The organism is Pseudomonas sp. NPDC088414 (assembly GCF_044753325.1).
Taxonomy (GTDB): domain Bacteria; phylum Pseudomonadota; class Gammaproteobacteria; order Pseudomonadales; family Pseudomonadaceae; genus Aquipseudomonas.
In genome coordinates this window covers 66,995-80,308 of sequence record NZ_JBIVMY010000010.1, presented here as the reverse complement: position 1 = coordinate 80,308, position 13,314 = coordinate 66,995, and the positions used below count along the sequence as shown (strand labels likewise).

Annotated in this window: 9 protein-coding genes; 6 read left to right on the top strand and 3 right to left on the bottom strand. The window is 62.2% G+C overall.

Going from position 1 to position 13,314, the window contains the following annotated elements; all coding sequences use genetic code 11:
* Nucleotides 1-285: 285 nt before the first annotated feature.
* Nucleotides 286-6,699 carry an amino acid adenylation domain-containing protein gene (locus ACIP8I_RS12055; RefSeq protein WP_400761252.1) on the bottom strand — a complete coding sequence of 2,138 codons (6,414 nt, stop codon included), beginning with the start codon at nucleotides 6,697-6,699 and terminating at the stop codon, nucleotides 286-288.
* A 486-nt stretch (nucleotides 6,700-7,185) separates the two neighbouring features.
* Between ACIP8I_RS12055 and ACIP8I_RS12050 the strand changes: the two genes are divergently transcribed.
* From ACIP8I_RS12050 to ACIP8I_RS12035, 4 genes are all read left to right on the top strand, one after another.
* Nucleotides 7,186-7,980: a helix-turn-helix transcriptional regulator gene (locus ACIP8I_RS12050; RefSeq protein WP_400761249.1), complete on the top strand. Its 795-nt coding sequence runs from the start codon at nucleotides 7,186-7,188 to the stop codon at nucleotides 7,978-7,980.
* Nucleotides 7,981-8,063: 83 nt separating this feature from the next.
* A complete protein-coding gene (locus ACIP8I_RS12045; RefSeq protein WP_400761247.1) occupies nucleotides 8,064-9,470 on the top strand; it encodes an efflux transporter outer membrane subunit in 1,407 nt (468 codons plus the stop codon).
* A gap of 156 nt (nucleotides 9,471-9,626) precedes the next feature.
* Nucleotides 9,627-10,232 (top strand): SCO family protein, encoded by a 606-nt coding sequence (locus ACIP8I_RS12040; RefSeq protein WP_003224200.1) that lies wholly within the window; start codon nucleotides 9,627-9,629, stop codon nucleotides 10,230-10,232.
* On the top strand, nucleotides 10,232-10,711 hold the full coding sequence (locus ACIP8I_RS12035) for a copper chaperone PCu(A)C (RefSeq protein ID WP_007965820.1): 480 nt from the start codon (nucleotides 10,232-10,234) through the stop codon (nucleotides 10,709-10,711). The genes ACIP8I_RS12040 and ACIP8I_RS12035 overlap by 1 nt, the downstream gene beginning before the upstream one ends.
* A gap of 111 nt (nucleotides 10,712-10,822) precedes the next feature.
* Here the strand turns inward: ACIP8I_RS12035 and ACIP8I_RS12030 are convergent, their stop codons facing one another.
* Entirely contained in the window at nucleotides 10,823-11,377 is a 555-nt protein-coding gene (locus ACIP8I_RS12030; RefSeq protein ID WP_400761244.1) for a hypothetical protein, read from the bottom strand.
* Between the two features lie 280 nt (nucleotides 11,378-11,657).
* Between ACIP8I_RS12030 and ACIP8I_RS12025 the strand changes: the two genes are divergently transcribed.
* Nucleotides 11,658-12,032: a hypothetical protein gene (locus ACIP8I_RS12025; protein WP_007965824.1), complete on the top strand. Its 375-nt coding sequence runs from the start codon at nucleotides 11,658-11,660 to the stop codon at nucleotides 12,030-12,032.
* Nucleotides 12,029-12,226, top strand: a complete 198-nt coding sequence (locus tag ACIP8I_RS12020) for a helix-turn-helix transcriptional regulator (protein WP_007965825.1) — start codon at nucleotides 12,029-12,031, stop codon at nucleotides 12,224-12,226. The genes ACIP8I_RS12025 and ACIP8I_RS12020 overlap by 4 nt, the downstream gene beginning before the upstream one ends.
* 39 nt (nucleotides 12,227-12,265) lie before the next feature.
* Here the strand turns inward: ACIP8I_RS12020 and ACIP8I_RS12015 are convergent, their stop codons facing one another.
* Entirely contained in the window at nucleotides 12,266-13,282 is a 1,017-nt protein-coding gene (locus ACIP8I_RS12015) for an ABC transporter substrate-binding protein (protein WP_400761242.1), read from the bottom strand.
* Nucleotides 13,283-13,314 lie beyond the last annotated feature (32 nt).

The following is a 13,314-nucleotide window of genomic DNA, read 5'->3' as shown; positions in this document are numbered from 1 at the left end:
GGGATAACCTGCTGTAAATACGAGAAAAAGGAGCGCGCAGCGGCGAGTCCGTGCCTGCTGCGCGCAGCCTGGAAAAGCTAAAACATCGGGGCTTGCGGGGCTGACATGGGAAGCGGGGACAAGCCAGCCTCCCTGCGGGTGAGCAACCGAATACCTGTGGCGAGGGAGCTTGCTCCCGCTGGACTGCGTAGCAGGCCCCGATGTTGTGCATCAGGAACCGGGGGACGCTTTGCGCCCCAGCGGGAGCAAGCTCCCTCGCCACAGGTTCGGTGTCAGACGCAGAGTTCAGAGCCGGCGTTTGCGGGCGAGGCTCGGGATGGTGGTTTGCGGGATGAACACGTGCTGCGCCTCGGGCGTGGTGCTGAGCGCCAGCGCCGCCAGCGTCGGCTGACTGAACAACGCTCGAGCGTCGGTGTGCAGGCCGCTCTGACGCATGCGCGCCACCAGACTCACCGCCAGCAACGAGTGCCCACCGAGTTCGAAGAAGTTGTCGTGACGACCGACCTGTTCGACGCCAAGCACTTCACCCCAAATCTGCGCCAGCGCGGTTTCGACTTCACCCTCGGGCGCCACGTATGGGCGATTGATAACGGCGTCGGCCCCCGGTTCCGGCAGGGCTTTGCGATCGATCTTGTCGTTCGGTGTCAGCGGCAAAGTGTCGAGCAGCACAAACGCGCCGGGCACCATGTACTCGGGCAAACGCTCCAGCACATGGCCGCGCAAGGTTTCCAACGATGGCGCGTCGATGCCGGCGCGCAGGGTGTACCAGGCCACCAGACGCTCATCGCGGACCATCACCACCGCTTGACGGATCGCCGGATGCTCGATCAACCGTGCCTCGATTTCCCCCGGCTCCAGACGCAAGCCACGCAGCTTGATCTGGAAGTCGTTGCGGCCGAGGAATTCCAGTTCCCCATGATTGTTGTAGCGCGCCAGATCCCCGGTGCGGTACAGGCGATCGCCGGGAACAAACGGGCTGTCGATGAAGCGCTCGGCCTGCATCTCCGGCAAGCCGTGATAACCACGTGCCACGCCGACGCCGCCGATATGCAACTCACCACTGACGCCTTGCGGCACCGGTTGACCATACGCATCGAGCACGTACAAACGGGTGTTGCTCAACGCCTTGCCGATTGGCACCTCGTATTCCGGCACCGGCATGTGCGGTTCCAGCGTCCAGCCCGTGCTGTCCACCGTGGTTTCGGTCGGGCCGTAGACGTTGTGCAACCGCACCCACGGCAGGCGATCGCGCACTTGGCGGGCCAGCGCTGCACTTAGTTCGCCGCCACCGTTAAGCACATCGGTCAGGCTGGTGCACTGCTCGACACCGTCCTGTTCGATGAACTGCTGCAACAGCGCCGGGACGAACTTGACCACCGTCACCTGATGCTCGCGAATGGTCTGCACCACATACGCCGAATCGCGGTTGCCGTCCGGTCGCGCCAATACCAGGCGCATCCCGGAACACAGCGGCCAGAAGATCTCCCACACCGAACTGTCGAAGCTGAACGGCGCTTTTTGCAGCAGCGCGCCGTGTTCGGTCGGCGGGCTGAGCTGCGAACCCCAATGCACCATGTTGCAGGCGCTGCGATGCTCGATCATCACGCCTTTCGGCAGCCCCGTAGAACCCGAGGTGTAGATCATGTAAGCGAGGTTCGAAGCACTCAGGCCCGGCACCTGCAGATTGTCTGACGGCTGCTGCTCCCAACTGTCGTGGTTAAGATTGATCGTCGTCACACCCGGCTCGCCGAGCAATTGCCGCGTGGCACCATGCACCAACAGTGCGACCGGCGCGCTGTCCTGCAACATGTAGTTCAGGCGCTCCAGCGGATAGTCCGGGTCCAGCGGCACGTAGGCGCCGCCAGCCTTGAGAATGCCGAGCAAACCAACGATCAGATCCAGCCCGCGCTCGACGCAGATCGCCACCCGCGAGTCCGGCTGCACGCCGAGTTCACGCAGGTGATGGGCCAGGCGATTGGCGCGCTGATTGAGCTCAAGGTAAGTCAGGGTTCCCTGCGCGGATTGCAGCGCAATGGCCTCCGGCTTACGCCGCACCTGTGCTTCGAACAACCTGTGCAACGGCTGGTCCAGCGGACAATCGACCTCGGTGGCGTTGAACGTGATCAGCAAACGTTGCAACTCTTCGGGCTGCAGGATCGGCAAGCGGTTCAACGGCTGTTGCGGGGTCTGCTCCAACGCCTGCACCAGGCCGCTCAACGCCGCTTGCATGTAGCCGCAAATCCGTTGCGCGCCGATCTGCGCGACGGCCCTGCCGGTCAGGCGCAAGCCGTTGCCAAAATCATCCACGCTCATGGTCAGCGGGTAATTGGTGCGCTCCTCGTTGGCCAGGGTTTCGATGCCTTGCCAAGCCTGACTGGATGGCTCCAGCAGTTCGGATTCGTCACTGTGCCGGTAGTTGAGCAGCGCGCTGAACAACGGTGACGGCGACGCCACCCCGCTGCAACGCTGGGCCAGTGCCAGCGAAGCGTGCTCATGCCCGAGCAGCGCGGTCAGCCGCGCATGGGTGGCGCGCACGGCGTCGAGCACCCCGGCATCGACATCAATGCGCATCGGCAAGCTGTTGATGAACACGCCCAAGGCCCGGTCGGCGCCCTCGCCGCCTTGCATGCGCCCCATCAGCACAGTGCCGAACACGACGCGCTGCTGGCCGGACGTCGCCGCCAGCACCCGCGCCCACGCCAGATGAATCAGGCTCGCCACACTGACCCCGGCCTGTCGCGCCTGGGTGCGCAAACGCTGATAGACGTCAGCCGGCAGCACCTGCTGCGCTTCGTCGATACCGCGCCCGTCGCCCTGCACTTCCTGCAGCCCGAATGGCAGGGTCGGCTCGTCGATGTCCGCCAGTTGCGTGCGGAAAAACGCCTCATGTTCCTGCTCGCTGACGCCCAGCCGCGTCTGCGCCACGTAATTGCGATACGGCACCGGTGGCGCCAACGCCACGTCCTGCCCCGACAGACTGGCCTGCATTTCGCTGCGCATCACTTCAAGGGCGATGTGATCCATGGCCAGGTGATGGAACAGCAGAATCCCCACCACCCGATCCAGCGCCGGATCACGGGCATACACCAGGCGCATCAGCGGCGCCTGACTGACGTCGAGGCGATAACGCCGAGCGTTGAAGCGCTGGTGCAACTGCTCGATGATCGGGCCGTCGGCCGGGTCCAGTTCGACCTCCTGCAACGGCAGAATCGCCTCGCGCCACACCACCTGCACCGGGGTGGTCAGACCTTCCCAGAGCACCGAAGTGCGCAAAATGTCGTGACGTGCCATGACCTGGCGCAGCGCCGCGGCGAAGGCCTCGACCCGCTCGATGCTGTCGAACGCCAGTTGCGATTGCAGCAGGTACGGATCGCCCTGCGCGGCGGTGATGTGGTGGTAGAGAATGCCTTCCTGCAGCGGTGCCAACGGATAGATGTCCTGCACATTGGCCGCCCCGCCCGGTACCGTGGCGACGATCCGCTCGATGTCCTTCTGCTGCAGTTGCACCAGCGGCAGCATCTCTGGCGTGAGGTGGGTGCAATCGGCGGCGATGCGGTTGGCCGGCACTTCGATCTCTCGACCGCTGCCGACCGAAGCCGCCAGCGCTGCAAGCGTTGGCTGACTGAACAGCACGCGCACGTCGCTGCTCAGATCGAGCTGACGCATGCGTTCGATCAGAATCACCGCCAGCAACGAATGCCCGCCCAGCTCGAAGAAATGATCGTGGCGCCCGACCTGCTCGACTTGCAGGACTTCGGCCCAGATCTGCGCCAGGGCGATTTCGACCTCACCCTGCGGCGCCTCGTATTCGCGGCGGATCAGATCGTCCGGCCCGGGCGTCGGCAGTGCCTTGCGATCGACCTTGCCGTTGGCGGTCAGCGGCAGCGCCGTAAGACGCACGTAGGCGCTCGGCAGCATGGTGCTGCTCAGGCGGGTTTTCAGCTGCGCGTGCAGCTCATTGATGTCCAGCGGCGCCTGCTCGGTGAACCACGCCAGCAATTGCCCGTCGCGCACCAGCACCACCGCTTCGCGCACCGCTGGATGGCTGGCGAGTGCGCTCTCGATCTCGCCCGGTTCGATGCGGATGCCACGGATTTTCACCTGATCATCGTTGCGCCCCAGATACTCCATATTGCCGTCGGCGCGCCAACGTGCGAGGTCGCCGGTGCGGTACATGCGCGCGCCCGGTGCAGCGCTGAACGGATCACGCAGGAAGCGCTCGGCGTCAAGCTCTGCGCGGTTCAGGTAACCGCGCGCCACCCCGGCCCCGCCGACGTACAACTCGCCCGCCACGCCCGGCGGCACCGGTTGCTGCTGCTCGTCGAGCAGATACACCGTGGCGTTGCTCACCGGTTTGCCGATGTGCAGCGGCTGCCCGGCGTCGATGCGTCCGGAGGTTGCCACCACGGTGGCTTCGGTCGGCCCGTAGTTGTTGATCACTTCAAACGAGGGCTGACGCGGGAACTGGCGCAGGCGATCGCCACCGATCAGCAGCGTGCGTAATGTCGGGTGATCGAGCTGGCGGCTGAACGCGTATTCGGCGATCGGCGTCGGCAAAAAGCTCACGTCCAGCGGCTGCGCACGCCACCAGTCGAGCAGCGCATCGATGTCTTCGCTGCCCTCGCTGACCGGCGCCAGGTGCAGGGTCGCCCCCACGCAAAGCGCCGGCCAGACTTCCCAGGCCATCGCGTCGAAACCGAAGCCGGCCAGGCTCGAGGTCTGGCTTCCGGCGTGCAGGTCGAAAACGTCAGCGTGCCAATCGACCAGATTGCACAGGGTGCGGTGCTCGACCATGACCCCCTTGGGCAGGCCGGTCGAACCGGAGGTGTAAATCACATAAGCGAGGTTCGCCGGGGTCAGCCCCGGCACCTTCGGCGTGCCGATATTGGCGGCGGACCAGGTCGGGCGATCCAGCTCGATCACCGGCACCGACAACGCCGGCAAATGCCCGCGCAGCGCACGCTGGGTCAGCACCGCGATGGGCGCGCTGTCCTCCAGCAGGTAGCTCAGGCGCTCGGCCGGATGCGCCGGATCCAGCGGTACATACGCGGCGCCAGCCTTGAGGATCGCCAACAGCCCGACCAGTGTGTCGAGCCCGCGTCGGGCGACGATCGCCACCCGGTCATCCGGGCGCACGCCGAGATCGAGCAGATGATGAGCCAGCGCGTTGGCGCGTTGATTGAGTTCGGCATAGGTCAGGCTTTGCCCTTGATCAACCGCCGCCAGCGCCTGCGGCCGCAGCGTTGCCTGCGCTTCGATACGTTGCTGAAGGGTCGTCGGCGCCGGGTAGTCCACCCGCGTGGCATTCCACTGTTGCAGCCGCGCGGTTTCTTCCGGCGTGCTCAGCTCGAAATCCGCCAACGCCAGGTTCACCGCTTCCAGCCCCTGCTCCAGAATCAGCAACCAGCGTTCAGCCAGGGCCTCGACTTCGTCGGCACTGAAATACGCCTCGCTGTAGATCAGGTACAGCCGCGCGTCGTCATTGGCCAGATTGCTCAGCAAATGCACCGCCAACGGTGTGGCCTCTTCGCCGTTCGAGGCCTTGATGATCCGTCCCGAGGCCTCGCCGTAGCGATAATCGTGAGTGCCCTGCTCGTAGGACACAGTGACCTCGAACAGCTGCGAGCGCTCCTCCCGCAGCAGGCCGAGGGCGCGATTCATCTCACTTACGGGAAAACGCTGATGGCGAAAGTCCTGGCGCAGTTCATCGCGAATCGCCCGGACCAGTTCAGCGAACGTGCAGTGGCGACCGAAGCCCATGCGCACCGCACTGACCTGGGCGAACAGCCCGAGCGTGGATTTGAAGCGCGCCCCGGAGCGGTTGAGAATCGGCAGCCCCACCACCCATTCGTCACGTTGCGCGGTGCGGCTGAAGTAGACATGCAGCGCCGCCAGCAACACATGGAACGCCGAGGCGCCAAACTCCCGAGCTACCTGCTGCATGCGCTCGTGCAGCAGCGCCGGCAAGGGCTGCGCATAGACCTGCGTCTGCGCGGATTGGCCGGCCAGGCTCTGCTGATACCGCGGCAGCAGCAGCGGCTCGGGCAATTGTCGGTACTTGTCCAGCCAGTAGGCGCGATCCTGCGCATAACGGCGCGACGCGTGATAGCGCGCATTGTCCTCGATGAAATCGATGTACGACGGCGCCGCGACCGGTGTCGGTTGGCCGTGCGCCAGCGCGTTGTAGATCTCGTCCAGCGACTTGAACATTTCGCCGAAACCCCAGCCATCGACGATCAAGTGATGAGCCTGCACGGACAGCCAGTGTCGCTGCTCATCGAGACGGATCAACAGAAAACGCAACAGGCAGCCGCCGTCCAGTACAAAGGGCTGATCGATGCGCGCCTGCACCAGTGCCCGCGCCGCCGATTCCGGGTCGCTGTGCGCCGACACATCGTCGATCGGCATCGGGACCGACAATGACCGGGCGAACTGCTGCAACGGCAAGCCATCTGCACCCGCGCCCGGCAGCAGAATCGTGCGCAGCGCGTCATGCCGGGCCACCAGCAGCTCCAGCGCAGCCTGCATTCGCGCCGGATCCAGCGGGCCATTGAGATCCAGGTATCCGCCGATGTTGTACAGCGGCGAATCCCCGCGACTCAGCTGGTCCAGCCAGATATCCAGCTGCGCAGCGGTCAGCGGATACGTCTGGAACGAAGCGGACGGCGTGGCTACCGCAGGGGCAGAAATAGGCGGCATAAGATCCTTCTCATGTGATTTTGCGCCTATTCAAGCATCGGCCCCGGTGCCGGCATGACACGTAAAACCCGGACAACCCCGCCCCGGCGCTGGCCTGTCAGCACTTGTTGACCCTGATTGGCTGGGAACTGGCTAAAAGTTCGGAGAGGAAATACTGAAAATCTTGTAGGAAAAATGCCACACACCAGCGCTGCCATTGACCTGCGTAATAACTCCAAAAAAAACAACAGCCCCGGTTTTCAGGGTCTTGCCGTGACCAAACAGTCACACGATACGCGACACCTGTAGTAAAAGGCGTCAGAAGCCCGGCGCCAAGTTTCAGAAATGATGGCACTTTGTGTCCCTGTTTTCCCTTACAGACGTAGGACAAATCCATAGGCTTAAATCCCGCCCCAGATCAGTTTCAAGGAGAAACGATTGCGTGGGCGGCTTTTGCATAAACAGCGGACGACTCGGTGATGACTCGGAACCAGGGATGACAAGGATATGAATCTGACCGGCAGCATTCGCAACATGGAAAACCCGCACTTCTACTGGCAACTGGGGGAATTGATTGCCAGCACCGGCGACGATCATTTCGCCAGCAATATGTTCCAGCTGGTCGACACCCTGGTGCCGGTCAATCGCGTCGATCTCAGTGAGTGGACGCTGGACGAGCGTCAGGCCAGCGTGGTCGAGATCAAGGCGCTGGGCAGCGCCGGACTGCCGCAGACCTTCCCGCCACCGGACCCGTTGAAGAGTCCTGACGATCATCCGTTGTTGCAGAAGATGATCGAGATGAATGATTCCCTGCTGATTCAACTCAAAGCGTCGCTCCAGCCGCAACATCCGCAGCACAGCGTGCACCAGTGCAATCTGGTGTCCCGCACCTCCAATCGCCGCTGTGTCATCTCGTTCTACCGACCGCATACGCAACGGGTGTTTTCCCTGCCGGAGCTGTCGTTTCTGAAAAGCCTGTCCGACACCCTGTTACCGCTGATTGAACGGCACGCGCAGCTCAGTCGACAGATCGTCGCCAAACAGCCGCGCCTGCCCTTGGCCGATCTGGAGCAGGCGCCGTTGCAGCAGGTGTTCGACGAACGTCTGGCGCTGGGTGGCATCGTGCTGTCGACGCGGGAAAAGGAAGTCTGCCTGGGTCTGTTGACTGGCGGTACCGTGCCGCAACTGGCGGAGAAGTTGCGGGTCAAGAGCAGTTCGGTCGAGACCTACCTCAAACGGGCGACCGCCAAGCTGGGGGTCAGCGGACGGCATGGCCTGGCGCGCTGGATGGCCGGGGCGTAACCGCGCGGTCGTGTTCAACAGTGTTCGATGGTGGTGTGGGGACGCGGTCCCCGGCACGTGTTTTTTCTGCATGAGAGCGTTCGATGCTGCGCATTTCCCTGCTGTCCCTCGCCGTGTTGTTGGCCGGTTGTTCATTGATTCCCGAGTACCAGCGCCCTGCTTCACCGAGCGCTGCGCAGTACCCGCAAGGCGCGGTTTACCCGGCACCGACACCCGGCGCAGCGCGCGCTGAAGACTGGCGCACGCTGTTCAACGACCCGGCGCTGCAACAGTTGATCGAGAGTGCGCTGGTGAACAATCGCGATCTGCGGGTGGCGGCACTGAACGTCGAGGCGTTCCAGGCGCAGTACCGGATCCAGCGTGCCGATCTGCTGCCGGCGGTGTCGGCCAATGCCAGCGAGTCGCGCCAGCGCCTGCCGCCCAGCGTGACCGGCAGCAAAGCCATGATCAATTCGACCTATGCGGTGAATCTGGGCGTCAGTGCCTATGAGCTGGATTTTTTCGGCCGGGTGCGCAGCCTCAGCGAGCAGGCGCTGCAAACCTGGCTGGCCACCGAGCAGGCGCGGCGCAGCGCCGAGCTGAGTCTGGTGGCCAACGTCGCCAATGCCTACCTGACCTGGCGAGCCGATCAGGAGCTGCTTGAACTGACCCGCCAGACCCTGGCCGCCGATCAGCTAAGCCTGCGCCTGACCACGCGCAACCGTGACGCCGGCAAGTCTTCGGCGCTGGAACAGGCGCAGGCGCAGACCAGCGTCGACAGTTCGCGAGCCAATCTGGCGCGATACAAGCGCCAGGTCGCGCAGGACCTCAACAGTTTGACGCTGCTGGTCGGCGCTCAGGTCCCCGAGCAATTGCCAGCGCAACCACTGGCCAGCGATCTGGTCCGGCAACTGCCGGCCGGCTTGCCCTCGGATTTGCTGCAACGCCGCCCGGACATTCTGCAGGCCGAGTACAAACTGAAAGCGGCCAACGCCAATATCGGCGCGGCGCGCGCGGCGTTTTTCCCCAGTGTCAGCCTGACCGCCAGCGCCGGTACCTCCAGCCGCGACCTGTCCGGGCTGTTCAGCGCCGGCTCCGGGGCGTGGACGTTCCAGCCGCAAATCAACTTGCCGATTTTCAACGCCGGCAGCCTGCGCGCGAGCCTGGATTATTCGAAATTGCAGAAGGACGTCGCGGTTGCCGAATACGAGAAATCGATTCAAACCGCGTTTCAGGAAGTCGCCGACGGGCTGGCGGCGCGCAGCACTTATCAGCAGCAATTGCAGGCGCAGCGCGATCTGGTGCAGGCCACTCAGGACTACTACAACCTGGCGCAACACCGTTATCAGAATGGCGTCGACAGCAGCCTGACGTTTCTCGATGCGCAACGTTCACTGTTCAGTTCACAGCAGGGGCTGATCACTGATCGGCTGGCGCAGCTGGTTGCCGAGGTCAACCTGTACACCGCGCTGGGCGGCGGCTGGCGGGCGGATGAGGCGAATGTTCAGTAGTCCGTCGTCACTTTTTCTTACACCTTTTGTCGCCCGATCCTGCGCCGCGCGGCGATCCGTGGCCGGCGTCTGCCGTCAGTTTGGTATCATGCGCCGCTTTTACGGTTAACCCCCCGCCAGTCCTGCCGACTGACGGGCTGCAAAAGGCGGTATTAGATGACGGCTTTGTTGACTCGCCGCAAGGTGCTTGCGGGAATGGGCGTGCTGGGCCTGGGCCTGCTCGCGGGCTGCGACACCCGTGGCCAACTGTCGTACAAGTACGGCAAGGACCTGAGTGACAAGATCCTCGGACGCACCTTCAAGCTGAAGAACACCGACGGCGAAACCATGACGCTGTCGAGCTTTCGCGGGATGATGCCGATGATCTTCTTCGGCTTCACCCAATGCCCGGCGGTGTGCCCGACCACCCTCGCCCGCGCCGCGCAAATCAAGAAGCTGATGGGCAAGGACGGCGACCGTCTGCAGGTGATCTTCATCACCCTCGACCCGGAACGCGACACGCCGCAGATCCTCGACGCCTACGTCAAAGCTTTCGATCCGAGCTTTGTCGCGCTGTACGGCACGCTGGAAGAAACACAGGCCACCGCCAAGGAATTCGACGTGTTCTTCGAGAAGGTGCCGGCCGGCGACACCTATACCATCTCCCACACGTCCACCAGTTACGTCTACGACTCGCGCGGCCAGCTGCGCCTGGGTCTGTCTGTATCGCTTTCGGCACAAGAGTGCACGGAAGATTTGCTCACCGTTATGGAGGTCTGCTGATGCACCCCGTTTTGAACAACATCAAACGCGCCGTTTTCGCTGTGTCCCTGCTGGGCCTGGCTTTTCAGGCCAGCGCTCAGACCAAGGTCGACGACGCCTGGGTGCGTGCGACCGTGCCGACCCAATCGGCCAGCGGCGCGTTCATGACCGTCACCGCGGACAGCGACAGCAAACTGCTGAGCGTGGCCTCGCCGGTGGCCAAAGATGTGCAGATCCACGAAATGTCGATGAAGAACGACGTGATGAGCATGGGCCCGGTCAAGTCGGTCGACCTGCCGGCCGGCAAAGCCGTCACCTTCGACCCGAACGGCTACCACGTGATGCTGATGGGCCTGACCGGCCAGCTCAAGGAAGGCGAAAGCGTACCGCTGACCCTGACCGTGGAAAACGCCAAGGGCGAGAAGCAGACCGTCGAAGTCAAAGCCGAAGTCCGTGCGCTGACGCACATGGAAGGTCACGATCACAGCAAGATGCATTGATCTGACTTTGCGGCAATAAAAAGGGGCGGCCTGATCGATGATCAGGTCGCCCCTTTTTTATTGCGCGAGAGAATCACTGTCCCGCTTCTGCCAATCCAACTGCGCGGTCATTCAAGGATTTCGCGCCAGCAACCGCGTAACCCTGCCCCGCAACGCTTGACGCAAATAACCCTTGCTCAACTTCTCCAGATGCAGGTCCAAACCACTGATCAGAAGCATTTTGCGTTTGGCGCTCTCAGCCTTCAGCAGGTAGTAGACGACCAATCCCGCCGGCGCACCCCACCAATTGAAGAACGCCCCCGCCACTGCCGAGGTCGCCAGGCAGGCAACATACGCGAGACTGACCGGGAGGCGACGAATGAATTCTTCGTGAAGCATTTTCCCCTCCGACAGCGGCGTGAGCCGACCCTCGCAGTGGTTGAACACACGGACCGCGATCTTGTGTTCGCCACCCGGCAGGCAACCGTAGAGTACCGAGATCTCTTCGCCCCGCTTGACCGGCAGATGCTGGTTGAACAGATCCAGCGGCAGATCACCCTGTGCAGTCCTGACCCAATACCGATCCTGATACTCGCCGGCAGGCATCAAAAACCGTTCATGACGAACCATTGTTCCTCTGAAATCACCGAACTCGATGACGACCTTTCCACTTGTGAACGCTTGCATGGCTATACCGAGCTGAAACTGATCCGGGTTTCGCGATGAATCTCGCCGTTGACCAAGGTCACGAGCGTTCGTTGTTCACCATTGGGGGTGTCGTGCATATCGATTCCTTGAGAATTCCACGTCGGACGACGTGCAGAGGGAAAGTCCGTCGGGCTCGAATGCTACTGACTGGCCATTACGCTGTCCAGAAACACCCCGGCCAAGGCTATGGAAAGCTCGCTTTACATCAAAAAAAATTTTAGCCAGTATGTAAAGGGTCTTTTACACAGGAAGTTGAAGAATGAACCGGTACTACCTTGAAATGGGCGCGGCGTTGATCCTCTATATGCTGGTGTTGACGGCCTCAGTGATCGCCACGCAATACCTGACGGAAGCCAACATGATTCTGCGCTCAGCCGTCGCGCTGACACCGGTTATTCCGGCAGGATTGATGTGCTGGAGCGTCGTGCGCAATATGCGGCGCCTGGACGAAATGCATCTGCGTATCCAGTTCGAAGCGCTGGGATTTGCCTTCGCCGCTTCGGCGTTGCTGACCTTCAGTTACGGTTTTCTGGAAAACGTCGGCGCCCCACACATCCCGTGGACTTGCGTGTGGCCCGTGATGGGCGCGATGTGGATTCTCGGTCTGCAAATCGCTCGACGCCGCTACCAATGAAAAATCGCCTCAAGGCACTGCGCGCCGAGCGCAACTGGTCGCAGGTCGATCTGGCGGAACGCCTCAAGGTGTCGCGGCAGACGATCAACGCTATCGAAAACGAACGTTATGACCCGAGCCTGCCGCTGGCCTTTCAAATTGCCCGGACGTTCGAATTACCGATTGAAAGCATCTTCGACGACGGTTCGAACTGATCGCCGAATTGGCCGACGGTGGGCGATGCCTGAGCGTTATCAGCTCCCGGGATCGCCATGCGCCTCTTCAAAAAAGTAATCCTTCCAGCTGTCAGCCTTGTTCTTCAGCACGCCCAGTTCCTGCAATTTCTCGGCATAGATAAACGTACGCTGTGGCACTACCGTGAAGTCGATTTCCGGGTCTTTGACGATCTGCTCGACCAGCGCCAGCGGCAACTTCGACTGTTCGACGCGGAGGTACGCCTGAGCGGCGGCGGGTTTGTCGGCCTTGATGATTTTTTCCGCTTCGGCCAACGCGTCGTAGAACGCCTTGTAGGTCCTGGGATTTTCGTCGTGGAATTTTTCCGTGGTGTAGAGCACGTTGAACGTGGCCTGGCCACCGAGTACGTCGTAGGAACTCAACACCTTGTGCACGTTGGGGTTTTGCAGCGCCTGATACTGAAACGGCGGACTGGAGAAATGCGCGTTGATTTCCGAACCGCCGGCAATCAGCGCTGCCGTGGCGTCCGGGTGCGGCAGGCTGACCGAGATGTCGTCAAATTTCTTGTACTGATCATTGCCGAATTCCTTGGCCGTTTCGATCTGCAAGGTCCGCGACTGGAACCCCACGCCCGCTGCTGGCACGGCGATGCGATCCTTGTCGCTGAAATCCTTGAGGGTCTTGATGTTGGGGTTGTTGGTCAGCAGGTAATTGGGCATCGAGCCAAGCGAGGCAATCGCCTTGACGTTCTGTTTGCCGCGGGTGCGATCCCACACGGTGAGCATCGGCGGCACCCCGGCGGAGACCACGTCCAGCGCGCCGGTCAGCAGCGCTTCATTCATCGCAGTGGCGCCGGAAATGCTGTTCCAGTCGACCTTGATCTCCAGTCCCTGCGCCTTGCCGTGTTTTTCGATCAATTGCTGATCACGCACCACATCGAGAATCAGATAACCGATACCGAATTGCTGGGCGATGCTGATCTTGCCTTCGGCCTGAGCGCCGGCGCTGAACAACAGACTGCCTGCCAGGGATGCGGCCAACAGAGTCAGCGCAGAACGTTTGAACGGTATGGCCATGACAACCTCGCAGCACGGTGGATTGGGCAGAA